Below are 23,741 nucleotides of genomic sequence, written 5' to 3'. Positions count from 1 at the left end.
AGATCATGGCGGACTTCGCATTCACCGATTACTCCGGCAAGGAATTCGTTATCCGGCTCGAGAACGAGCAACGCATTCAGGAGGCGCGCCGCATCCTCTCCGGCGAGGAGACGATGTCGATCCACGTGATGGGCCGGATTCGAAAGTCCCGCGCGGACTACAATCCGGGCTGGAGTTTCCATTTGGATCCGGACACCGTCACCTTCTTCACGATGGCCATCGAGGTGTGCGATTCCAGCATCACCTATCTGGAGGATCACCTCGACGAGGCGTGCGGCGCGTTCCTGCCCGGCTGCTTCTGGTGTCCCTGGTCGTCCAAGCTGACCAGGGAGTTGACGGCCTAGTCCGCCGAGCTCGCGAACTCCGGCCGGTGCGCCGCACCGGCCGGACGTCGTGTCAGCTCGCGGTCGGCGCTTCCAGCTTCTTCGACCGCAATTCGTGCCCCTTGGACGTCTTGCAGCGTCCCGATTCCAGATCCCACTGCCACCCGTGCAGATTGCAGGTCAGCGTAGTGCCCTCGATGACACCGAATTTGGAGAGATCCGCTTTCAGGTGCGGGCAGCGTCGCTGTACTTCCCAGCCGCCGAGTTCGGTGGAGGCCGAATCGTCGTGCGCCTCGGAGAACCAGCCGTCGGCGTACGCGATGCGTTCGTCGGTCAGGCATTTGAAGAAGGTGTAGAGGAATTCGTTGTATCCGCCGATGCGCCAGGTGGTGAAGCGCGTGGACAGGAAAATGGTGTTCACCCAGTCGGGTTCGTTGTCCCGCAGGACGGTGCGCACCAGCGTCGGGTCGATGCGGAATCCGTAGCGCTGCTTGCCTTCGCCCTCGACGACCGGCCGCACGAGCCGCTGCGGGAAGTCCAGCACCACCGTCTCGTCGCCCATGACCAGCGCGACCGGGTACCCGATGCCGTCGCAGATGAGATCGCTCTGCGCCATGATCGGCTCGAACAGCGCCTTCAGCTGCGGCAGCAGCGGCCCGTCGGATTCGCTTGCCCAGGTGGCCTTCTCGGCCGCGAGCACGGGCGCGAACCGCTGCGCCATGTCCTCGATGTAGGCGGCCTTGTCGCCGTACACGGAGTCGGGATCGACCGCGTGGGTGAGGGTGAGTTCCTTGCCGTGCACGTCGGCGACCGAGCCCGGGATCATCAGGATCCCGCCCTCGTTGCCGTGGATGCGCATCTGCTCGAGGAAGACGATCTGGTCGGGGAAGATGTTGCCCTCGTCGCCCCGGTCGTCGTTGAGGTAGCGCAGTTCGTCGTCGAGGAAGACCGGCGGCCCGGCCGAGGGCACGACCCAGGTGGCCCCGACCTGTTCGATGTAGGAGCGCGCCCGGTCCATACCGCGCTGGCGCTTCTGCTTGCCGAAGTTGGACTTGGTCTTGGTCGGGATGTCGTACACCATCGGGTACCAGATGGCCCCGGAGTACTGCAGCAGGTGAATGTCGATGTGCCCGAACGCGTCGTGCAGCACGTCCATGTCGACCGGCCGCGCGTCGTTCATGTTGAAGCACACGGTCTCGCCGTCGGAGACGATGATGCCGGAGTCGCCGATGGGCCCGTCGGCGGGCGCGCGCAGGGCGATGATCATGATGTCGATCTCGTTGCCGTCGCGCCCGGTGACGGTGTGCTTGACCGAGTCCTCGGTCTCGAAGAATTTATGGAACCCGAGCTGCTCGAGTTCGCGCCGCAGGTCCGGCACCGGATAGTCCGGCAGCAGCACGACCGCGTCCTTGTTCACCTTGTCCAGCAGGTGCTGCGCGTCGAAGTGATCGCGGTGCAGATGCGAGACGTAGAGGAAATCGCAGTTGCCGAGCTCGTCCCAGTCCAGCTGGGTGTTGTCCGGGAACGGCACCCATGATGCGAAGTACGCCGGGTTGACCCAGGGGTCGCACAGGATGGTTCCGGCTGCGGTACGGATGTGGAATCCGGCGTGTCCGACGCTGGTGATCTGCACGAGCTCTCTGCCTCCCTGACCGTTACCAGCCACCCAGAGTACTGGCTACCCGGAGACGTCGCCGATGCAGTAACCCTGGTTGCCGGACTTCAGGGTGAATGTCTGTTTTTTCGCCACACCGATGGTGCTGGTGACGCCCGCGGTGACGGTGAGATAGCCGTCACGGGGCCATTCGGTCCGAATCGACTGATCCGCGAACTTCCTGATGCCTGGGAGTTTGCTCGCGGCGGCCGCCATGGGCGCGATGCCGGGCCTGCCGCTGCCGTAGGGGTCCCAGGTCGCGGTGTCGGTGGAACAGACCAGCGGATAAGCATTCTCGGTGTCGTCGGTATGTACGGGATCGCCGGTCATTCGCGCGAGGTAGCGCCGCACCGTGTGCACGGCATCGGCGTCGGCGAACTCGACCGGGCCGTCCGCGGGGAACACGTACGGGCAGGCGTAGCCGTCGAGGGTGTCGGAGTCGGTGACCACCAGCGTGACCGACGCGGTCGTCCACCGGGTGGTGTCGCCGTACTCCTCGGGATCCCGGGTGAGGGCGTCCAGGATCGGCCCGGGTTCGGCGTACATGGCCGCGACGCGGTCCGGCGCGATCGCCCAGCACCCGGCCGCGAGCTGTTCGGGTCCGGCGGCGCCGCGCAGGTCGGCGGCCCAGCGCGCGACGGCGGCGCCGGCGGCCACGGGCGAGCCGGGTTCGGGAACGGCCGCGGCGGACGCGGCCGTGGTGGTCGCCGTAGCCGATTCGGCCCCGGGCGGGTCGCCCGGAAGTCCCACCGCCGAGTCGCAACCCGTGAGCAACAGGCAGCTCGCGGCGAGCCCGGCCGCCGCGCGCAGCGGTCCGCCGAGCGAGCGAGCGCGGGCGCCGACCGCGGTCCGGGTCCGGTTCTGCACGCGTGCGACCTTTCTCGCGTGTGCTCGCGGCCGGGTTTCCCCGCCGGCGAGCGGTGTCGATATTTTGGCGGGTGCGGCTTTTCCTACTGTCGCGAAGGGTTTTTGCGCACGCCCGCCGAGCGGGTGTTGCCTGGATCACTGGTTGCCGCGCGAGCAGCGACTACGCTAGCGGAACTGTGGAACCCGTCTACTTCCCGATCATCGGGCTGGCCCGCACCGTGTTCGCGCTGCAGGGCCTGAAGTTCTCCGTCAAAGGCGACACCAACATCCCGGCGGAAGGTGGCGCGGTGATCGCCATCAACCACACCGGCTACCTCGATTTCACCTATGCCGGACTGCCCGCGCGCACGCACAAGCGCTACATCCGGTTCATGGCGAAGAAGGAGGTCTTCGACAATCCGGTCAGCGGCCCGATCATGCGCGCGCTCAAGCATATTCCGGTGGACCGGTCCGCGGGGGCGGACTCGTACCGGGAGGCCGTGAATCGGCTGCGCGCGGGCGAACTGGTCGGTGTGTATCCGGAGGCGACCATCAGCCGCAGTTTCGAGCTGAAGGAATTCAAGTCCGGCGCCGCGCGCATGGCCATCGAGGCGAACGTCCCGATCATCCCGGTCGCCATCTGGGGTGCGCAGCGGGTGTGGACCAAGGGGCATCCGAAGCGCCTGGGCCGCACCAACACTCCGATCGCCATCGAGGTCGGCGCGCCCATCGCGCCCTTCGAGCCGGCGCAGGAGCTCACCGAGAAGGTGCATGCCGCACTGGGATCCATGCTGCTGGACCTGCAGCGGGACTACGCGCACGAGCCCGGCGCCTACTGGGTGCCCGCTCGCCTGGGCGGCGGCGCGCCGACGCTCGAGGAGGCCAACGCGCTCGATCGGGCCGAGGCCGAGGCGAAGTCGTCCCGTCGCTCCGAGTGAGGCGAGGTCGGCGAGTACGACGCGAGTGATCAGCCGATCCGCAGCCTGATCACCACCCGGCGGGGTGACGCGGCCGGTGATCCCGGTGCGTCACCCCGCCGCGTTTCCGGGCGGCCGGGCCGGAATGTTCGCGTGCGCACCGTGGTTCTCTCCACGGGTTCCGGTGCGCGCAGCGAGAATTGGTGGGAAGACACGCGGCCCGGGGGATCAGTACTCTGCTGATGGCAGCTGTCGTGGGGAATCGAGGGAGACGTGCAGGGCACACCGTTCGGCCGGTACCGACTGCTCGAACTGCTCGGTGAGGGCGGGATGGGGCAGGTCTACCGGGCGTACGACACCGGGACCGATCGCATGGTGGCGTTGAAGGTGCTGCCGCCCGGTTACGCCCACGACGAGAAGTACCGCGCCCGTTTCCGCCGGGAGGCGCAGGCGGCGGCGCGGCTGAGCGAGCCGCACGTGGTGCCGATCCACGACTACGGCGAGATCGACGGCCGCCTGTTCCTGGACATGCGCTCGGTGGACGGCTCGGATCTGGCGCACCTGCTGGACCGGTCCGGTGCGCTCACGCCCGCGCGGGCGGTCTCGATCATCGGCCAGATCGCCGCGGCCCTGGACGCCGCGCACGGGGTGAACCTGGTGCACCGCGACGTGAAGCCCTCCAACATCCTGGTGACCCCCGAGGATTTCGCCTATCTCATCGACTTCGGAATCGCCCGGGGCAGTGACGAAACCAGCCTGACCACCACCGGCGCGACCGTCGGCACGCTGGCCTACATGGCGCCCGAACGGTTCTCCAAGGGCGTCTACGACGCGAGCTCGGACGTCTACTCGCTGGCCTGCGTCCTCTACGAATGCCTCACCGGCGCCAAGCCTTTCCCGGGTCCGAGCGCCGAACGCCAGATCGCCGGCCACCTGACCGAGCCCCCGCCCAAGCCCTCGGTCACCGCCGCGGGCGTCCCGAGCGGCTTCGACGCGGTCATCGCCTGGGGCATGGCGAAGGATCCGGCCCAGCGCTGTCCCTCGGCCGGTGCCCTGGCGGCCGCCGCCCGCGACGTCCCCACCGCCTCCGCGCCGCCCGCGCCCGTCTTCCCGCCGCCGACACCGCCGAGCGCGCCCCAGCCCACGACCGTGGTCTCCGACATCGCGGCCTATGCCGAGATGCCCGCCACCCAGGTGAATCCGGCCGGTCAGCGGTTCCCGACCACGCCGGAAGGCGGTGCCGCGCAGCAGGGCTCGCCCGGCCACGAGAGCCCCGCCCGGGGTGGTTATCCGGCCGCGGGTGCGGGCCCGGTTCCACCGGCGTACCCGCCCGCGCGGGACCCCGAGCCGGGATACGCCCGCGCCCAGGGTGATTCGCAACCTCCGAGCGCGAAGTCCAAGTCGTGGCTGGATCCGCGCCTGGTCTGGGCCATGGCGTCCGTGCTGGTCGTGGCCCTCGGCGTCACGGTCGTCTACGGCGTCCTGTCCGCGAGCCGCAAGGATTCGGCCGACCACAACGCAGCTCCGGGTAGCTACTCACCCGACGTCACCGCCCCGGTCACGCCCGGTCCCCTCCCCGGGACGTCGGTCCAGCCGCCCACCGCTCAGCCCTCGTCCGCACCGACGACTCCGCCGGCCACGAAGATGACCGATTTCGTCCGCGAGCACTACGCCCTGCTCCCCGCGAACACCCGCGCGGCCTACGACCGCCTGTCCCCCGACTACCAGCGCCGCATAGGCGGCTACGACGCCTACCGCTCGTTCTGGGACACGATCTCGAGCGTCGAGACCGACGCGGTGACAGCCGATCCCGACACCCAGCGCGTCACCTACCGCCTGACCCTGACCGCCGACTCGGGCCAGGTGACGACCGAGTGGCGCGTAATCCAACTGGCACAGGTGGGCACCTCGTACTACATCATCAGCGCCGAACTCCGCTGATCCGCCCGCGAAAACACAGGCCCGCGCACGAGCCTGGAACAGCGTCCCACAGCACCGGCCGCGCGACGCTCGAGGCCCGTCCAGACCACCGGCCCGGTGGTCTGGACGAATTGCGGTGGTTCGTCCGAAATATCGATGCGGTCGGGCCCCGCCTCCGCCGACGGCGCGTTGCCGTGCGAGGCAACTGAACCCGTGCACGGCGTGCCGTGCCCGCACCCGGGCGACGACCTGATGCGTGACCGGCGCCGACGGTGGGGAAGCGACCGCAACGCTGTGCAGCCGGGTGGGATATCAAGGCATGCCCGGTATATCGATGTGGCTGCGGTTCACGCCACCGAGCGGCGTGTCACTCGTGGGGCTCATGCCCACGCCCGCCACGACTCCATGTCCCTGGCGCCGACCGGTCCGGAAGCGCCCCTCGCGGCACAGCCTGCGGTCGCGCCCGAGGTTCCGACGTCGCCGACACGGCCTCGAGGGGGCCGATCCGCTGGTGAGACCTGTTGTACGCAGCCGCTTTCCCGCGAGCCCGCCGGCGCCCGCCCCCGTCCGGAAAGCGCAATAAGAAATCCGCAAGGTTTCGTTAACACCCACCCCGCAGAATCATTCTTGTCCGGTTGAGAGACCGGGACTGCCGGACCAGCCGGGTCACACCGACTGGGACGACAGCTGCTTTCGGCGGGGGAAGCAGCTTGCGTCGACCTTCGGGGGAAGGACGGCGGGGGGTGGGACGGATGGGAACCGCGGTTCCGGACAGGTTCGGGGAGGAGCCGACCCGGAACAGGCTGCCATCCACGGGCGTCGGCGAAGGAGGAGCGCCGGCGGGGGCGGGGATGGTGCCGCGACCCCGGTTCGCTTCGGGGAGGAGACGAATCGGGTCGCGTGCACCGGAAGTACCGGCGGGGGAGACATCTTGGGGGAGGTGTGCCGACGGATGAGTGGTCTGCGGTTCGGGGGAACCGTGGGCCCGGGGGGACTCGAGGATAGGGGCCAGGACTGCGGCCGGGGGGCCGTAGACCTGGGGACGGGGGAACAGTAAGTCGGGGGGGACAGGGGAACTGGGACTGCGAGCCGGGGGTCGTAGACCTGGGGACGGGGGGACTTGGGAGACAGGGGAACTGGGACTGCGGCCCGGGGGGCGCAGACCTGGAGACAGGGGGGACCGCAGACCGGGAGGACTGCGGAAGCAAGGAGGAATGGTGCGCAGTCTCGGATTAGCCCTAGGCCAGTCGGGATCGCGGGCCGGGGGACTGCGGGAAGCGGGTTCGCCGCACCTTGGGGAAGTGTGCGGCGAAGCCGGGGGCGTGGTTCGGAGGACCACGGCGCAGATAGCTGGAGGAGACGCGGTCACTGGAGTTCCGCGGCGGGGAGCGGGGGTGGACGGAGCCGCGGCTCCGGTTCGGTCGGGGAGGACACGAACCGGAGCCGCGGTCTCCGTCGATCGCGTTGTGCGCGAGGTCAGCTCGGGTCGGATCCCCGGATCGCGGCCAGCCAGGTCGCGGTCGCGCCCGCGACCACCGTGGCGGCCGCGAAGGCGCTGACGGTGCCGCCGGCGACGTAGATCCACAGCAGGCCCGCGAAAGGCGCGGCGATCGCGGGCTGGGCGTCGAGCAGGAGCCTGCGCCCCGGACCCGTTGCCCGGGCCGCCAGTTGGGCGGCGTCTGGCGCAGGGCGGGTCGGATTGTCGATCAGCTTCCCGACCGGTTCGTCGTCACGCACCCGCCCCGCAGGGTAGACCCGCTGCCCGTCCACATACAGTGCCCGGCCGGAGATTTCGCCCCGCCCCCGGGTGACGGTCAGCAACGCCGGCGCGAAATACACCGGCAGCCACCACGTCCGCCCGCCCCCGGTGATCTCCAGCCACGACCGGCTGACCAGCCGATGCTGCTGCCGCACCCGCCGCACCACGAGTGCACCGCCGGCCGCCCGGCCCGCACCTGCCGAGTCCAGCTCTGGGGCAGCAGTTTCCGGGCGAACCGGGTCCGAACTAGCGTCGTCGGACGCCGGCGTACCGACCGCCGTCGCCCGCTCGGGCTCGGCGTGGTCTGCTCCGACGCCCGAACGGTCCCGGCTTTGTCGAGTCGAGTCCTGCTCGCCCGAGGCCGAGTTCGCGGCCGCCGTATTCACCCCCGCCACAGCGCTCCTAGGAATTCCGGCGGGCAGATATCCCACTGCCGTCCCGAGCCGAAACACGCTGTACCCCAGCACACACACCGCGACCGCCCCCAGCATCGCGACCTGCTCCGAATCGCCGAACGGCGCCCACGCGAGGCATATCGCGAGGGCGCCGATCGTCACGATCACCGGATAGGCCAGGGGATGGCCCATCCGGGAACTCACTTCAGGAAACCGATCTTGGTGTAGTCGTAGGTCGCCAGGCCCGCCGCGCCGTAGTTGGCGAGATCGGCGCGCACGGCGACGTTTCCGGCGGACTGCACGAGCGGGATCGAATGCCCTTCGGCCCAGACCGCCTTGTCGATCTGGTTGGCGAGCTCGGTGGCGCGCGCCGGATCGAGTTCGGATACGGTCTGCTCGATCAGCGCGTTGAGTTCGGGCGAACCGATCCGGCCGTAGTTGCCCTGCAGATCATCCGGGTTGTAGCCGTAGATCTGGTTCAGGCTGCCCAGCGGGAACGGGTCTCCGACCCAGCTCCAGTACGCCACATCGAAGTCACCCGGCTGGATGAAATCGGTGAAGTAGCCCTTACCCGGCTTGGTGTCGATGGTGAGCTTGACGCCGACCTGTGCGAGGTTCTGCTGCATGATCTGCGCGATCTGCACCCAGGTGTCGGCGGTGTACATGACATCGCGGATCTCGAGCTTGCGGCCGTCCTTCTCGCGTACATCGCCGACCAGCTTCCAGCCCAGATCGTCGAGTTCCTTGGCGGCGGCGGCGGGATCGAAGGCGATCGAGTTGTCCTGGTAGCCGGCCTGGCCCTGCAGGAAGATGTGGTTGTTCAGCGGTTTGGGATCTTCGACCAGCCCGTTCTGAATGGCGGTGGCGATGCCCTGCCGGTCGATCGCCTTGATGACGGCGGCCCGCAGCTTCGGATCGGACATGATCGACCCGGGCGCGCCGTTGAAGGTCATGTGCGACCACTGGTTACCGGGCGCGCGGCGGACAACCACCCCGGCGGTGCCCTGAGCGGTCTTGAGGTCGTCACGCGAGGCGAGCCCGACGGCGTCGATCTCGTTGTTCTGCAGCGCGGGAATCAGCGCCGCGTTGTCCAGCACGCTGAAGGTGATGGTGTCGAGCTTGGGCTTGTCACCCCACCACAGTGGATTGTGGTCCAGCACGACGCGGTTCTGCGCCCGGTCCACCGACGCGACCTTGAACGGCCCCGAGGTCACTGTGATGCCGTCGATGAGGCTCTTGTTGAACGCGTCCGGGGTGGCCGTCACGGATTTGGGGAACAGGAAGGAGTTGCCGGCGAACTGCCCGCGCCAGTCGGCGTAGTGCTTGTTGAACGTGATGACGGCCTGCCGGTCATCGGTCCCGCGCTCGACCTTCTCGACCCGATCGAAGCCGTTGTTGACGGCGATCAGGTATTCCTTGTTCTTCCCGCTCAGCGCATCGGCCTGGGAGCGGATGTCCTCCCACGTGATCGGTGATCCGTCGGACCAGACGGCCTTGGGGTTGATCGTGTAGGTGACCTGCTGCGGTTCGGTCGCGGTCAGTTCGGCGCTCACGAAGTAATCGGTGTTGACCGTCAGGTTGCCCGCCGCGTCGGTCCGGAACGAGCGCGGCATGGTCGGCCGGAGCACCCCGGCGGTCTCGGCGTCGTTGCCGTCGTTGTGCAGCGCGTTCCAGTTCTGCGGCAGCGCCGACAGGGCCAGTCGCAGATTCCCGCCATCGCGCAGGTCGGCGACATCACGCGGGTTGATGTCGTTGGTGGTGCCGATGGTGGCGTTGCCCTGCGGCGCGGTGCCGTCGTCGCCGCCGCATCCTGCGGCCAGCATGGCCGCCGCGACCAGTGGGACAGCGAGTCGCATCCCTATCGAGCGCTTCCTCATCGGTCGCCCCTTTCCTCGGAGTTGGCTGGGTTACTTCAGGAACCCGATCTTCGTGTAGTCGTAGGACGCGAGTCCGGGTGCACCGTAGTTCGCCAGGTTCGCCCGGACCGCGACGTTGCCGGCCGACTGGGTCAGCGGCAGCGAATGACCGAGTTCGAAGACCTTGCGGTCGATTCGATTGGCCAGCTCGATGGCCTTCACCGGATCGAGTTCGGACAGCGCCTGATCGATCAGGTCGTTGATCTCGGGGCTGCCGACCCGGCCGTAGTTACCCTCGATGCTGCCCGCGTCGAGCCGGTAGACCTGCGGCAGGTTCTTCAGGACGAAGACGTCGCTCGACCAGGCCCAGTGCGCGATGTCGAAGTCGCCGGGCTTGATGACGTCGGTGAAGTAGCCCTTGCCGGGCTTGGTCACGATGTCGAGCTTCGCGCCGACGGCGGCGAAGTTCTGCTGGATGATCTGGGCGATCTGAATCCACGTGTCGTCGTTGTACATGACATCGCGAATGACGAGCTGGCGGCCGTCCTTTTCGCGGACGGCGCCGTTGAGCTTCCATCCGAGTCCGTCCAGGGCTGCGGCCGCCGCGGCCGGGTCGAACGGCAGGCTGTTGTCCTGATATCCGGTCTGCCCCGCCACGAATACGTGATTGTTGAGCGGCTTGGGATTCTCGACGAGTCCGTTCTGAATAGCGGTGGCGATGCCCTGCCGGTCGATCGCCTGCGAAAGCGCCACGCGCAGTGCGGCATCGGCGAGTATCGAGCCCGGTGCGCCGTTGAAGGTGACGTGTGTCCAGCTGCTGCCCGCCGCACGGCGGATGGCCACGCCTTCGGTGCCGCGCGCGGTCTTCATGTCGTCACGCGAACCGATGCCGACCGCGTCGATCTCGTTGTTCTGCAGCGCCGGAATGACGGCGGCGCTGTCCAGCACACTGAAGGTGATGGTATCGAGCTTGGGGGTGTTGCCCCACCACAGTGGGTTGCGCCCCAGCACGATTCGATTCTGTGCTCGATCGATCGACTTCAGCGTGAAGGGCCCGGCCGTCAGCTTGATGTCGTCGATCAGGCTCTTGTTGAAGGCTTCCGGTGTTCCGGTGACCGATTTCGGGAAAAGGAATGCCTCCCCGGCGAATTGGCCCTTCCAGTCGGCGTAGTGCTGTTTGAAGGTGATGACGGCCTGCCGGTCGTCGACGCCACGTTCGACCTTCTCCACCCGGTCGAACCCGAAGGTCATCTTGATCAGATACGCCTCGTCGGCGCCGCTCATCGCCTGTGCCTGGGAGCGGATGTCCTCCCAGGTGATGGGTGAGCCGTCGGACCAGACGGCTTTCGGATTGATGGTGTAGGTGACCTGCTGTGGATCCGACTTCGTCAGTTCGACACTCGTGAAGTAGTCGGGATTGACGCTGAGATTTCCGGACGCGTCCGTGGTGTACGCGCGCGGCATCATCGGCCTTTCGACCGCCCCGACCTCGCCACTGGCGTCGGTGTGCAGTGTGTTCCAGTTCTCCGGCAGCGCGGACAGCGCGAGGCGCAGGTTTCCGCCGTCACGCAGTTCGCTCACATCGCGCGGGTTGATATCGCTGGTGGTGCCGAGTTCGGCGGCCACGCCCTGCGAGGTGTCTTCCTCGGTGCTCGAACAACCGGACAGGATCACCCCTACCGCGAGCAGCGATATCGCCAAACGTGGTGCGAGCGAACGAATCCTCACCGAACTACTCCTATCGGGCGACGACCGGCACCGGCACGGCGTCGATGAGGGCGCGAGTGTACTCGTGCCGTGGTGAATCGAAGATCTGCTCCGCCGGCCCGTATTCCACGATCTTGCCCTGGTACATGACGGCGATATCGTGTGCGAGATTGCGCACCACCGACAGGTCGTGCGAGACGAACAGGTATGACAGCCCACGCTCCAGCTGCAAGTCCCGCAGCAGATTGAGCACACCGGCCTGAATGGACACGTCCAGCGAGGACACCGGTTCGTCGAGCACCAGGATCTCGGGTTCCAGGGCAAGGGCGCGTGCGATATTGATGCGCTGCTTCTGCCCGCCGGAGAAGTCGGCCGGATAGCGGTCCGCGTGCTCGGGCCGCAACCCCACCTGTTTCATCAACTCGGGCACGCGTTTACGGATCTCGTCCCGGGAGCGCCCGTCGATCCGCAGCGGTTCGGCGATGGCGTCGGAGATGGGCAGGCGCGGATCGAGCGAGGCGGACGGGTCCTGGAAGACGATCTGCATCTTGCGCCGGATATCGCGTCGCTGTCCCCGATCCAGTTGTGCGACATCGTGACCGAGTATTTCGATGCTGCCGCTCTCCGGCCGGACCAGGTCCATGATCTGGGTCAGCGTCGTGGATTTCCCGGAACCCGATTCCCCGACCAGGGCCAGCGTCCGCCCGGCCCGAATCTCGAAATCGATGCCGTCGACGGCGCGCACCTCGCCTTTGCGTCGGCGAAACACCACCCCGGAGGTAATGGGAAAGGTCTTCCGCAAATCCGAGACCCGGAGCACCACATGGGAATCGGTCTCGGCGATCTGTTCCGGTTCGGAGATCTCGTGCCGGTAGGCGGTGAACAGCGCGGTGGTGTCGACCTCCGCGGTGCGGATGCACGCCGCCCGATGTCCCGGCCGGGTGTCCTGCAGTGGTGGTTCCGCGACCAGGCAGTCGTCGATGGAGACCGGGCAGCGCGGTGCGAAACTGCAGCCCGGCGGTAGGTCATGCATGGCCGGTGGCGCACCGACGATCGGAATGAGGGGTGTGCGCGGCGGCCCGTCGATGCGGGGGATCGAGCCCAGCAGACCGACGGTGTAGGGCATGCGTGGTCCGCTGAAAAGCTCTGCGACCGGTGCGGTTTCGACGATCCGACCGGCGTACATGACGGCGACCCGGTCGGCGAGGGTGGCGGCGATCCCCATGTCGTGCGTGATCATGATGACGCCCGCGCCGGTGATATCGCGCGCCTTGCGCAGCAGATTCAGGATCTGCGCCTGCACGGTGACGTCCAGCGCCGTGGTCGGCTCGTCGCAGATGATGAGTTCGGGATCGTTCGCGATGGCCATGGCGATCACGACGCGCTGGCGCATACCGCCGGAGAATTCGTGCGGGAACGCTCGCGCCCGGGTCTCCGGATCCGGAATGCCGACCAGGCGCAGCAGGTCGATCGCCTTCGCGGCCGCTTCGGACTTGCCGATCTTCCCATGCGCCAGCAGGGCTTCCGCGATCTGCTCGCCGACGCGGTAGACCGGGGTGAGTGCCGAGAGCGGGTCCTGGAAGACCATCGAGATCTTGCTGCCGCGCAGTTCCGACAGCTGTTTGTCGCCCATGCCGAGCAATTCGCGTCCGCGCAGGCGGATCGAACCCTGGACGCGGGCCTGCTCGGGTAGCAGCCCCATGACCGCCAGCGAGGACACCGACTTGCCGGAGCCCGATTCCCCGACGATGGCCAGCACCTCGCCGTCGTGCACGGTGTAGTCGACGCCGCGCACCGCCTCGATGCGGCCCTCTTCGCCGGGGAACGACACCCGCAGGTCCGATACTTCGAGCAGGGGCGCGGTGGTTGCCTTGCGCGGCGGTTCCGCCTCGGACGCCTTGTCCATCCTCATGCCTGAGCCTTCTTCTGGGCGCGGGTCTTCTTGCGGGAGCGGGCTCGTTGTGCGCTCGGGTCGAACGCGTCCCGGAGCCCGTCGCCAACCAGGTTGGCGCACAGCACCACGGTGATCAGGAAACCGCCCGCGAACAGGAACAGCCACGGATAGGTGAGCGCGGATTTGGTGCCGTCGGCGATGAGCGAACCCAGCGAGACGTCCGGTCGCTGCACGCCGAATCCCAGGTAGCTCAAACCGGTTTCGGCCATGATCGCCGAGCCCACCGCCAGCGTGGTGTCGATGATCAGAATCGAGGCGATGTTGGGAATGATGTGTGTGGTGATGATGGTCCAGTTCGACGCGCCCATATAGCGCGCGGCGCGGACGAATTCACGTTCCTTGAGGCTGAGCGTCATGCCGCGCACGATGCGCGCGCTGATCATCCAGCCGAACACGCTGAGCAGGATGATCAGTAGGAAGATCGATCCGCTGCCTTTGGTGCGCGGCGCGAAGATCGCGATGATGATGAAGCTGGGCACCACGAGCAACAGATCGACCAGCCACATGATCGCGCGATCGGGCCATCCGCCCAGCAGCCCGGCCACCGCTCCGGCCAATGCGGCGATGATGACCGAGATGAGCGCCACGCTGAACCCGATCACCAGCGACTTCTGCAATCCGCGCAGGGTCTGCGCGAGCACGTCCTGCCCGATCTGATTGGTCCCGAACGGGTGGTCGGCGCTCGGGGGTTTCAGCAGCGCCGTGTAGTCGAGTTGCTGGTAGTCGTACTTCAGCAGCGGCGGCAGCGCGAAGCTCAGGACGAGCATCAGCAGCAGCACGATCCCGGCCACCACGGCCGGCTTGTTCCGCAGGAAGCGCCGCACGACCAGCTTGCGGCGGCCCGCCGCGGCGGGCTCGGGCGCACCCTGAACGATGAGTTCGGTATCGGTCATCCCACACGCACCCGTGGATCGAGGATGGCGTACACGATGTCGGACAGCAGGCCCGACAGCAGTACCACCAGGGCGATGAAGGCCGTGATGGTCACCACCGGGTACAGGTCCTGGGCGTCGATCGACAGGATCAGCCATTCACCGACGCCGTGCCAGCCGAAGATCTTCTCGGTGAAGGTCGCACCGGTGATGAGTCCGCCGAAGCTGTACGCGAACAGCGTGGCCATGGGAATGAGCGCGGTCCGCAGTCCGTGCTTGTAGAGAGCTCGCCGTCGCGTGAGGCCCTTGGCTCGCGCGGTGCGGATGAAGTCGCTCTGCAGTACGTCGAGCATCGCGTTGCGCTGGTAGCGGCTGTACCCCGCGGCCGCGCCGAGTATCAGCCCGACGGTCGGGACGATCATGTGCTGGATCCGGTCCACGATCTGGTTCCACACTCCGTGCACGGCCGTCGCCGACGTTTCGCCGGTATAGAGGAAGATCTGCTCGCCGGTCATCGTATTGACCTGTAGTGCGCCGTATTTCAGCAGCGTGGCGAGCAGGAACACGGGCGTGCTCAGTATCAGTAGCGACAGGACCGTCGAGAAGTAGTCACTGAATTTGTACTGCCGGATCGCACCCGCCGCGCCCACCAGCACGCCCAGCAGCGTGCCGAGTACCGCGCCGATGATCAACAGGCGCAGGCTCACCCCGATGCGGCGCGGCAGCTCCTCGCTCACCGGCTGTCCGGCGAGAGTGTTTCCGAAGTCGCCTCGCACGGCGCCGCCGACCCAGTTCACGTAGCGCGGTATCACCGGGTCGTCCAGGTGCAGCTCGGCGCGTTTCGCGTCGATCACCGACTGCGGCGGCCGGGGGTTGCGCTGTTCCAGGCTGTCCAGCGGCCGGAAGGTCCACGACGCCAGGGCGAAGGTGAGGAACGAAGCCAGGATCAGCAATACGACATAGTTCAGCGCACGTCGCAGTAGAAAACCGGCCATCAGTCCCTCTCGGGTCGAGTCTTAGCCCCAAATCATAGGGATAGCCGTGGATAACCGTGCGGTACGCGCTCCGGTGGCGGGTAACGAGTCGTCGGGGGTGCGTGGAAACCCCTCGGCAACCGCACAGAACCACATCGGTCCGACCACGAACCCGCAACGTCGCGCGGCGGCTCGTAAACCCGCAGGAACACGCGGTGCCCACCGGATAGAGTGGACTGGGTGACTCTCTCTCACCTGCCCAAACCCAAGATGGTCGCCACGGATGTGGATGGCACGCTCATCGACGATGACGAACAGGTGAGTCCGCGCACCAAGGCGGCGGTCGATGCCCTGATCGCCGACGGTGTCCCGTTCGTGCTGGCGACGGGGCGGCCGCCCCGCTGGATCGATCGGGTGATCGACGGTCTCGGCTACGCGCCGCTGTGCGTGTGCGCGAACGGCGCGGTCATCTACGACAGCGCCAACGACCGGATCCTGTCCACCCAGACCCTGGGCGTGGACACGCTGTCCTGGCTGGCCGAGCTGTCCGAATCCCTGCTGCCCGGCTGCGGTTTGGCGACCGAGCGCGTGGGCTCCTCCGCCCACGACGCCGCGACCCCGCAATTCGTCAGCTCTCCCGAGTACGAGCACGCCTGGCTGAACCCCGACGACACCGCGGTCTCCCGCGCCGAGGTGATCGCGGCCCCCGCCATCAAGATGCTGATCCGCCTACCCGGCGCCCAGAGCGCCGACATGCGCGCGATCCTGGAACCCCACCTGTCCGGCCGCGCCGACCTGACCTATTCGACCGACAACGGCCTGATCGAGCTCTCGGCCCCCGGCGTCACGAAGGCCACCGGCCTGGCGACGGTCGCCCAGCGCCTGGGCGTGCAGCACTCGTCCCTGATCGCCTTCGGCGACATGCCGAACGACGTCCCGATGCTCAAACTCGCCGGCCACGGCGTGGCGATGGCGAACGCCCACCACGAGGCCAAGTCCGCCGCGGACGAGATCGCGGAAGCGACCAACCACCACGACGGTGTGGCCCGGGTACTGGAACGCTGGTGGCTCTGAGCGGTCGCGCCCGGCCTCCGCATGGCCGGGTAGGTCCCCAAAACTCCTACGGGCTGTAGTAAAAACGGTCGGGTGTCGAACTTCCGTGCCGCGAGCCCGATTCCGGGCCGAATTCTCCTCACGGTCACCGTGCTGGCCCTGCTCGGCCTCGGCGGATGGCAGTGGCGGCGCGTCGATCTCACCGCGGGCATCGACCACAACCTCGGATACGCCCTGCTCTGGCCGGCGTTCGCGGGGTTCGTGGTCGCGGCGTTCCTGCGGTTCGGACGCCCGGCCACCGCCGGACGGCGGAAGCCCGAATCCCGGGAACTGCCCGCGGGCCTGCTGCCGCACCGAAACACCTCCGCCGATGCGGAGGACGCGGACCTGGCCGCCTACAACGCCTTTCTCGCCGCGTTGAACGATCGTGAACTGCGCGTCCATCTGCGCGCCGCCGGACTCGAACGCTGAACGCGGGCAACCGTCCGCCCCGGAATCGGCGACCCCGGATTCAGGCGTCGGCGATGCAGCGGAAGCCGATGTGGCTCATACCGGTATCCACCATGTGCGGGCGGCGGGCGGCGGGTCGGTAGCGCAGACAGTAGCTGTCGGCGCAGAGGAAGGACCCGCCTTTGAGGACTCGGCTTTCGATCGGAACGCCGGGCTGCCTGGGGTCGAAAGTATCTGCGGCACAACAGGATCGTGTCGCACGGGTCGGGGCGTACAGGTCGGTGGTCCACTCCCAGACATTGCCCGCCATGTCGAACAGGCCGTAGGCGTTCGGGGCGAAGCTCCCCACCGGCGTGGTTTGTCCGTACCCCGTATCGGGCAGGTAGGGGAATTCGCCGTGCCAGTAATTGGCGAGTCGCTGACCGGGGCGCTCCGGCTCGTCACCCCAGGTGAAGCGCGCGTGCGGCAGACCACCGCGAGCGGCCGTCTCCCACTGCTCCTCGCTCGGCAACCGCAGGCCCGCCCAGTCGGCGTAGGCGGCCGCGTCCGCGAACGCGATGTGCACCACGGGGTGCGAGTCCCGGCCGCGCAGGCTGGAGCGCGGGCCGCGGGGGTGATTCCAGGCGGCGCCGGGAGTCCAGCGCCACCACCGACTCATGTCGCGCAGATTCACCGGACCCGCGGTGCGCTGGAACACCATCGAGCCCGGCCGCAGGTTCTCCGGCGGCGCGTCCGGATAGTGCGCGGGGTCCAGCTCCCGCTCCGCGACGGTGCGGTAGCCGGTATCGGCGACGAACACGGCGAACTGAGCGTTGGTCACCTGGTGCGCCTGGATCCGGAAGGACTCGACGGTGACCTCCCGGACCGGGCCCTCCTCCGGATCGCCGGCGTCGCCCTGGAGCAGGGTCTGTGCCGGGATCTCCACCAATTCACCTACGGCGGTGTGGGTCTCGACGTCAGTCATCGAACACCCGCGACCAATCCGAGGCCATGCTCACGAGCTGCCAGCCGTCGGTCGTCGTCGCCAGCTCCTTGGCTCGCTCCGCACCGGCGGGATAGGCGAACTCCCGATCCGCGTCGTCGTGGTCGATCAGCAGCGCCAGCCCGGGCCCGTCGCCGGTGGTCGCGTACTCGAGCATCTCGATGTCCCCGTTCGAGTTCCCGGCCGCCAGGATCGGCCGCCGCCCGACCCTGGACCACACCCGAACCGGTTTCGCGGCGCCGTCGTCGAAGATGTCGAGCTTGTTCGTGGTGGCCACCCGCCCCGAGTCGTAGTTCATGCCCAGTGAGCTGCCGACCACTCGCTCCGGTGGAATCGCGTACATCTGCTCGGTGACCACGCGCATGAAGTCGCGGCCGCCACCGGACACGATGTAGCAGGTGAACCCGTTCGCCTCGAGGTAGCGCAGCAGTTGGACCATCGGCGCGTAGCCGCACGCCTGGTACGGCCGATCCAGCGTGGGATGGCGAGCGGCGTCGAAGAACGCGCCGACCCGCGCCACGTAGTCCTCCGTCGACTCCTCGGCGGCGAGATGCATTGCCGCCGCGGCGAACTCGTGCAGCATGGTGTCGTCGCCCTGGTAATGCTTTTCGACGGCGGTGCCGAACCATGCCAGATCACCGTCGTGCGCGGCCCGGAACGGCGCCCGGTCGAGCAGTCCCGGATCCGCCGTCGCGGCCTGGGCCAGGGCTCGCACGATGAAATCCAATTGCACGTACGCGGGCTTCTCGCACCACAGCGTGCCGTCGTTGTCGAACACGGCGATCCGCTGCGGGGGCGGCACGTGGTCGGGGCCCGCGCCGGTGACGCGCCCGACGAAGTCGACGATGGCCGACTTCGCTGGCGCGTCCCGCCACGCGTCGAGGACGGTGTCGTTCAAGCTCAGTCCTTCGCGAGGTAGGCGTGCAGCTTTTCCACCGCCTGGTCGATGGTGAAGCTGGCCGGTGCGTGCCGCGGCGGGAATTCCTTGAAGGTCTCGAGGAACGCCGTGGCCATCGCCGTCATGTAGAAGATGAAATAGTCGTGGTGCAGGAACCAGTCGTAATAGGTGTTCGATGTGATGTCCGCGTACTCGAACGGGTCGGTGCGCAGGTTGAACAGCTTCGGAACCCGCAAATTCGTGAACGGCTCGGCCCAGACCCGCAGGGTGCCCTGGCAGCGCTGCTCCATGAACACCGCTTTCCAGTTCTCGAATCGCATGGCCATCAGATCGCCGTCGTCGGAGAAGTAGAAGAACCCGCGCCGCGGGCTGGCCTCGACCTCGCCGGTGAGGTACGGCAGCAGGTTGAAGCCGTCGATGTGCACCCGGTAGGTCTTGTCGCCGATGGTCTTTCCGGTCTTCAGCTCCTCCGGCGTGGTGGTGTCGCCGACGGCGGCCAGCAACGTCGGCAGCCAGTCGTGGTGCTGGATGATGTCGTTGGACACCGAGCCCGCCTCGATGTGCCCGGGCCAGCGGATGAGCTCGGGCACGCGGAAGGCGCCCTCCCAGTTGGTGTCCTTCTCGCTGCGGAACGGCGTGGTGCCGCCGTCGGGCCAGCTGTTGCGATGCGGGCCGTTGTCGGTGGAGTAGATCACGATGGTGTCCTCGGCGATGCCGAGCTCGTCGAGCGCGTTCAGGACCGTGCCGACGTTCTTGTCGTGCTCGATCATGGTGTCGTGGTACTCCGACTGCCACAGGCCGGCCTGTCCGCGCTTGTCGTCCTCGACGTGCGTGTACAGGTGCATGTGGGTGAAGTTGCACCAGATGAAGAACGGCGCGTCCTCCGCGTGCTTCCGCTTGATGAAATCGACTGTGCGGTCGGCGATGTCGTAGTCGATCACCTTCATCCGCTCGATGTTCAGCGGGCCGGTGTTGACGATGGACTGCTTGCCGACCGGCCCGAACTTGGGGTCGTCCGGCTCGTCGGAGACGTGATCGAGCGCCTTGCAGTCCAGCACGCCACGCGGTTTGGCCAGGTCGTAGAGCCTGGGGAACTGGTCCTTGTGCGGGTAGTCGAACTGTTCGGGCTCTTCCTCGGCGTTCAGGTGGTAGAGGTTGCCGTAGAACTCGTCGAAGCCGTGCACGGTGGGCAGGTACTTGTTCAGGTCGCCGAAGTGGTTCTTCCCGAACTGCCCCGTCGCGTACCCGTGCGGTTTGAGCAGCTCGGCGATGGTCGGATCGTCCGCCGACCATCCGACGTCCGCGCCCGGCGCCCCGACCTTGCTCATGCCGGTCCGGTACACGCTCTGGCCACTGATGAACGCCGCCCGCCCGGCGGTGCAGCTCTGCTCACCGTAGGAGTCGGTGAACTTCATGCCCTCCTTGGCGAGTCGGTCGATGTTCGGCGTGCGATACCCCATCACGCCGTCGCTGTAGCAGCTGAGGTTGGTGATTCCGATGTCGTCGCCCCAGATGACCAGGATGTTGGGTTTACCGTTCGGCACAGCGCGCCTCCATTGGGTGGAGATTCCGGCATTGACGATCCAGTTGCTAACCCTGACGAATACGGTTCCCGGGCCGCACGGTGCCGTGTTCCATCGAGCGGAACACGTGCACGAGCGGGAGAACCGGTCAGATTTCGAAGCCTAGCTTCAGATTGCTCGCTATTTGCTACATTCGGGTCCGGGTGTTGAAGCCCGGTACTGGACCCGCCTGCCCGCACCCACATCGCCGAGCACGGCGGCGCACCCCCGATTCTGTGGCCCGTCTGTTCACGGCGACATGGACACCCGTGTGCCGCCGCGTGACGCCGTTCGTCACCACCGCCCCATGTCGAGCGGGGCATCGGGCGAAACAAGCCACCGCGCATAGGTTTCCTCGGGCGCCACGGTGATCAGGTCGGCCACCGCCACGAGCTCTGGAGGTACTCGCCCGCCCAGGTGTGCCAGCCCCGGCACGATCACCGCGTCGGCCTGGTGCGCTCGGGCGATCTCGATGACCCGCCGCACGGGCCCGTCGGTATAGGCCCCGAACATCACCGTCCGGCTCAGGATGTAGCCCAAACGCCGTGCCACACAGCGGATTCGAACCACATCCCACTGCCGCTGCGCACCCGAGACGTCACTGCGCAGGAACCCGATAGCCGCCGGCTCGTTCACCACGTGGCCCGCCCGCCCTCGAACTCCGCCGCCAGCCGCGCCTCGATGTCGGCGACCGTCAGCGGCCGCCGGTGGTGTGCGCCGTGGCAGGGGCGCAGGGGAGCGAGCAACCCCGCGAACACGGTCGCGGCCATGAACAAGAAGATGAGTTCCATTGCGATTCCTCCCGATTCGTCTACGAATTCATCCGAAGGCGACCGTGTGCCGAGGCTGGGAATCGACAACTGACCTCGGCTCTGCGCCGTGAGAACAGCTTGTACGCAGGGGGAATGCGCCTCAATGGCACTTTCGAGAGGTGTCGCCGGAAAGTGCCACCGAATGGGCGTGGCGAACCCCGGATGGCGGGAAAGCCATTCGGGCGTTCAGTATTCGAGTTTGATCAGGTCCGCGAGTTCGCGCATGTCATCGGTCAGGGTTCGGCGTTTGGCGATCATCCGGCCGAGAATGTCGCGGGCGAAGGCTTGTTCGGCCAGCCACGGCCGGGCCTCGCGCGAGAGCTGGTGCAGAATCCCGAACGCGTCGTCGTATCGGCGCAGGTCGAAGTGGGCGGAAGCGACGTCGAGCAGGTGGCGATTCCGGTTGTCCGAGGTGGGGCGCAGGCCGGGCGGCACATCCAGCGCGAGTCGCAATGCCTCCTCGGGCCGCTCGTCCACGACCGCGTTCTCCACTCGTTTCATGGCCACCGTGGCGGGCCCGAAGGTCGTCCAATACCGTTGGTAACCCGGTGATTCGCGGCGGATCACGGTCGCTCCGGCCTGTGCCAGCCGCATCATGTCATCGGCTTCGTCCGGGCGATTGTCCCGAATCGCGGCGGCCGACCCGCGCAACAGCAGCCAGCCCCACGTCGAGATCTCTTGTTCGCCGGCCACCGAAAGCCGCGGCTCGACCCGGTCGGCCCACCGTGTCGCCAGCGTCCGAACCTGGTCGAACCGCCGCTCCACCAGCAGCAACCAGCACAGCGTGATCACCGCCGAGGCTGCGTCCAGCACCTCGCCGGTCGCCTCGGCCTCGGCGAGCGAGCGTTCCAGCGCCACCCGGGCGGGGCCCAGCTGGCGTGTTTGCACCATCACCGATCCGGCCAACTGCAGGATGCGGGATCGCAGCAGCGGCGAAGCGCCCTGCCCCTCGCCGACCAGTTCCGGCAGAACCCGCGCGAGCCGCTCGTATTCGTTGTGGTGGTACAGCTTTACGGCCGCGAACAGCGCCTCCGCCAGCCCGCTCTCCTCGGCGGCATCGAGCGCCTCCGCTTCGCACGGCGTCGTGATCGCGTCCCTGGTCGGGTGCCACAGCTCCTCGTCGCGCCCCGGCGGCGGTGGTGGATTCGACCCCATCAGCGCGGACATCGGGCAGTCCAGCGCCACGGCGAGCCGCCGCAGTTTGGTCAGCCGGATGTCGTCCCGCTCGCCCTGTTCGATCTTGCGAATGAAGGACAGCGAGACCCCGGACCGCTCCGCGAGCTCCCGCTGCGTCAGTCCTTTCCGCTTGCGCACAGACTGGAGGCGGTCCCCCAAATCCCCACTCACGCACTCCAGGCTAGGTCGGCTCGGGGGCCGGCGCATCGCGTTGCCGCAGCGGGTAACCGGTTGTCCGGTAGAACGCCGCCCGGATGCCGAGTGATGCCCCCAACGGACCGAGCTGCACCCGAACGGCCGGGAATCCCTCTATGTCATCGGTTGCTGCCGAGCACAGAGGACAGCACCGGCGCGTTCGCCCGGTGGCTCGGCGTCAGCCTCTGGTCGGCGGTTTCGGGCCGCGCGCATGCGGGCTGTCGACGCGCATGCCGCCTGATCGGTGGCACAGCTCCGCACGGCTGATCGTGTCGGTCAGTCCTCCGCGTGACCCACCGGGCCCACCTACATCTGGGGAGCGACGTGCACCGAGTCGGCCGCTACCGACGCCCGTGCGGGCCGATCTGCCGACGGCGTACCGCGAGCGGATCGCTACGCCGACGCGGCTTCCGCTCAATACCGAACCGCGACCACCGTCAGCAGCGGCAGCGCGAAGAGCGCCGCGCAGATCAGCGCGTTCGTCCACCGGTGCTCGTCGAGGATCGCGACGTACTCGCGGAGGATCGCGCTGGGCAGATAGTAGAACGCGGTCTTCGCACCGACTACCGTCGCGTCCACACCCAGTCGGCGGGCGAGGATTCCGGTGCGCAGCGCGTGGAAGTTGCTGGTTACCAGCACAACCGGACCCACCACGTTGCGGGCGGCGAGGAGACCGGCCGTGTAGAGCAGGTTTTCGCGGGTCGTCGCGGAACGGTCCTCCCGGAGCACCGCGGCGGGCGGGAGACCGGCTGTGATCACGTAGTCGGCCATCGCATCCGCTTCGGCGACGGCTTCGTCGGAACCCTTCCCACCGCTGGTCACCAGGACCGGGGTGCGGCCCGCCGCCGTCTCGGCCGCGTACACCTCCAGCGCCCGATCCAGCCGGGCCGCCAGCAGCGGCGGCACCCGCGCGCCGATCAGCCCGGATCCGTGGACGACGATCGCGCTCATACCCCGCCGATAAGGCAGCCGCAGATACACCCACGAATAGGCCAGGAACGCGAGCAGGACGAATCCCAGATAGCACTCGACCAGCAGAATCGAGCCGAAAAACGCTGTCAGCCACCGTGAATCCACACCGAGCGCCACGGCGAACAACACGTACGGGAACAGCATCGCCAGGCCGAGGCCGAACGAGAGCAGGTTGCCGAGCCGCCGCCCTTCCCGCCGCCACATCTGCAGCCCGTTCACCATCAGCAATCCTGCGAGGATGATCAGCAGCAGCGGCGAGGCCGCCAGCAGCAGCACGACCATGATCGATATCGGGCTCTCGCTGTCGAGTGCGACCAGCCCCAGCACGCAGAAAGCGGCCGCGATCACCAGTACCACGCCGTTGCCGATGCGGCGCGGCTCCCGGTACATCCGGAGCGCGAACCAGCCGAGCAGCACCATGCCGATCATGAGAGCAAACATGTAGCAATCGTATGGGTCGGCGG

Annotated in this window: 20 protein-coding genes; 5 read left to right on the top strand and 15 right to left on the bottom strand. The window is 67.5% G+C overall.

Annotated elements, in window-relative coordinates:
- Window positions 1-5: 5 nt before the first annotated feature.
- Window positions 6-344, top strand: coding sequence for a BP74-related protein (locus ACWDOP_RS30955; protein ID WP_454200730.1), 339 nt, complete (start codon window positions 6-8; stop codon window positions 342-344).
- A 52-nt stretch (window positions 345-396) separates the two neighbouring features.
- On the opposite strand, the gene ACWDOP_RS30950 is transcribed toward ACWDOP_RS30955, so the two are convergent.
- Both ACWDOP_RS30950 and ACWDOP_RS30945 read right to left on the bottom strand, forming a co-directional pair.
- Window positions 397-1,956: a Rieske 2Fe-2S domain-containing protein gene (locus tag ACWDOP_RS30950; RefSeq protein ID WP_456347874.1), complete on the bottom strand. Its 1,560-nt coding sequence runs from the start codon at window positions 1,954-1,956 to the stop codon at window positions 397-399.
- A 45-nt stretch (window positions 1,957-2,001) separates the two neighbouring features.
- Entirely contained in the window at window positions 2,002-2,844 is an 843-nt protein-coding gene (locus ACWDOP_RS30945) for a hypothetical protein (protein ID WP_456347873.1), read from the bottom strand.
- 176 nt (window positions 2,845-3,020) lie between these two features.
- Here ACWDOP_RS30945 and ACWDOP_RS30940 point away from each other — a divergent pair, with 176 nt between their 5' ends.
- Both ACWDOP_RS30940 and ACWDOP_RS30935 read left to right on the top strand, forming a co-directional pair.
- Complete coding sequence (locus ACWDOP_RS30940; protein ID WP_454200727.1) at window positions 3,021-3,761, top strand: lysophospholipid acyltransferase family protein; 741 nt, start codon at window positions 3,021-3,023, stop codon at window positions 3,759-3,761.
- Window positions 3,762-4,013: 252 nt separating this feature from the next.
- Window positions 4,014-5,681, top strand: coding sequence for a protein kinase domain-containing protein (locus ACWDOP_RS30935; protein WP_456347872.1), 1,668 nt, complete (start codon window positions 4,014-4,016; stop codon window positions 5,679-5,681).
- A 1,455-nt stretch (window positions 5,682-7,136) separates the two neighbouring features.
- On the opposite strand, the gene ACWDOP_RS30930 is transcribed toward ACWDOP_RS30935, so the two are convergent.
- The 6 genes from ACWDOP_RS30930 to ACWDOP_RS30905 are packed head-to-tail and all read right to left on the bottom strand — an operon-like array spanning window position 7,137 to window position 15,198.
- The gene (locus ACWDOP_RS30930) at window positions 7,137-8,018 is read right to left on the bottom strand and encodes a hypothetical protein (protein WP_456347871.1); all 882 of its coding nucleotides are present in this window, start codon (window positions 8,016-8,018) and stop codon (window positions 7,137-7,139) included.
- On the bottom strand, window positions 8,015-9,691 hold the full coding sequence (locus ACWDOP_RS30925) for an ABC transporter family substrate-binding protein (RefSeq protein ID WP_456347870.1): 1,677 nt from the start codon (window positions 9,689-9,691) through the stop codon (window positions 8,015-8,017). The genes ACWDOP_RS30930 and ACWDOP_RS30925 overlap by 4 nt, the downstream gene beginning before the upstream one ends.
- 30 nt (window positions 9,692-9,721) lie before the next feature.
- A complete protein-coding gene (locus tag ACWDOP_RS30920) occupies window positions 9,722-11,398 on the bottom strand; it encodes an ABC transporter family substrate-binding protein (protein WP_456347869.1) in 1,677 nt (558 codons plus the stop codon).
- Window positions 11,399-11,408: 10 nt separating this feature from the next.
- Window positions 11,409-13,289, bottom strand: a complete 1,881-nt coding sequence (locus tag ACWDOP_RS30915; RefSeq protein ID WP_454200722.1) for an ABC transporter ATP-binding protein — start codon at window positions 13,287-13,289, stop codon at window positions 11,409-11,411.
- Window positions 13,286-14,224, bottom strand: a complete 939-nt coding sequence (locus ACWDOP_RS30910) for an ABC transporter permease (protein WP_454200721.1) — start codon at window positions 14,222-14,224, stop codon at window positions 13,286-13,288. The genes ACWDOP_RS30915 and ACWDOP_RS30910 overlap by 4 nt, the downstream gene beginning before the upstream one ends.
- Entirely contained in the window at window positions 14,221-15,198 is a 978-nt protein-coding gene (locus tag ACWDOP_RS30905) for an ABC transporter permease (protein WP_456347868.1), read from the bottom strand. Before ACWDOP_RS30905 ends, ACWDOP_RS30910 begins: the two co-directional genes overlap by 4 nt.
- Before the next feature lie 249 nt (window positions 15,199-15,447).
- Here ACWDOP_RS30905 and ACWDOP_RS30900 point away from each other — a divergent pair, with 249 nt between their 5' ends.
- Together ACWDOP_RS30900 and ACWDOP_RS30895 are read left to right on the top strand one after the other, a co-directional pair.
- Window positions 15,448-16,251: an HAD family hydrolase gene (locus ACWDOP_RS30900; RefSeq protein ID WP_454201014.1), complete on the top strand. Its 804-nt coding sequence runs from the start codon at window positions 15,448-15,450 to the stop codon at window positions 16,249-16,251.
- Between the two features lie 72 nt (window positions 16,252-16,323).
- Window positions 16,324-16,701 carry a transcriptional regulator gene (locus ACWDOP_RS30895; RefSeq protein WP_456347867.1) on the top strand — a complete coding sequence of 126 codons (378 nt, stop codon included), beginning with the start codon at window positions 16,324-16,326 and terminating at the stop codon, window positions 16,699-16,701.
- 40 nt (window positions 16,702-16,741) lie between these two features.
- Here ACWDOP_RS30895 and ACWDOP_RS30890 read toward each other — a convergent pair whose 3' ends face one another.
- From ACWDOP_RS30890 to ACWDOP_RS30860, 7 genes are all read right to left on the bottom strand, one after another.
- Window positions 16,742-17,644 (bottom strand): formylglycine-generating enzyme family protein, encoded by a 903-nt coding sequence (locus tag ACWDOP_RS30890; RefSeq protein ID WP_456347866.1) that lies wholly within the window; start codon window positions 17,642-17,644, stop codon window positions 16,742-16,744.
- Window positions 17,637-18,560 (bottom strand): HAD family hydrolase, encoded by a 924-nt coding sequence (locus tag ACWDOP_RS30885; RefSeq protein WP_456347865.1) that lies wholly within the window; start codon window positions 18,558-18,560, stop codon window positions 17,637-17,639. The genes ACWDOP_RS30890 and ACWDOP_RS30885 overlap by 8 nt, the downstream gene beginning before the upstream one ends.
- Window positions 18,561-18,562: 2 nt before the next feature.
- Window positions 18,563-20,104 carry an arylsulfatase gene (locus ACWDOP_RS30880; RefSeq protein ID WP_456347864.1) on the bottom strand — a complete coding sequence of 514 codons (1,542 nt, stop codon included), beginning with the start codon at window positions 20,102-20,104 and terminating at the stop codon, window positions 18,563-18,565.
- Between the two features lie 312 nt (window positions 20,105-20,416).
- A complete protein-coding gene (locus tag ACWDOP_RS30875) occupies window positions 20,417-20,674 on the bottom strand; it encodes a hypothetical protein (protein WP_456347863.1) in 258 nt (85 codons plus the stop codon).
- An 80-nt stretch (window positions 20,675-20,754) separates the two neighbouring features.
- On the bottom strand, window positions 20,755-20,913 hold the full coding sequence (locus ACWDOP_RS30870; RefSeq protein WP_454200714.1) for a hypothetical protein: 159 nt from the start codon (window positions 20,911-20,913) through the stop codon (window positions 20,755-20,757).
- Window positions 20,914-21,120: 207 nt separating this feature from the next.
- On the bottom strand, window positions 21,121-22,281 hold the full coding sequence (locus ACWDOP_RS30865) for a helix-turn-helix domain-containing protein (protein ID WP_456347862.1): 1,161 nt from the start codon (window positions 22,279-22,281) through the stop codon (window positions 21,121-21,123).
- 438 nt (window positions 22,282-22,719) lie between these two features.
- Complete coding sequence (locus tag ACWDOP_RS30860) at window positions 22,720-23,718, bottom strand: YdcF family protein (protein ID WP_456347861.1); 999 nt, start codon at window positions 23,716-23,718, stop codon at window positions 22,720-22,722.
- Between the last annotated feature and the right edge of the window lie 23 nt (window positions 23,719-23,741).

Source organism: Nocardia sp. NPDC003693 (genome assembly GCF_053981095.1).
Note: the sequence above shows the minus strand (reverse complement) of the source record. Positions and strands in the feature narration are given on the sequence as shown.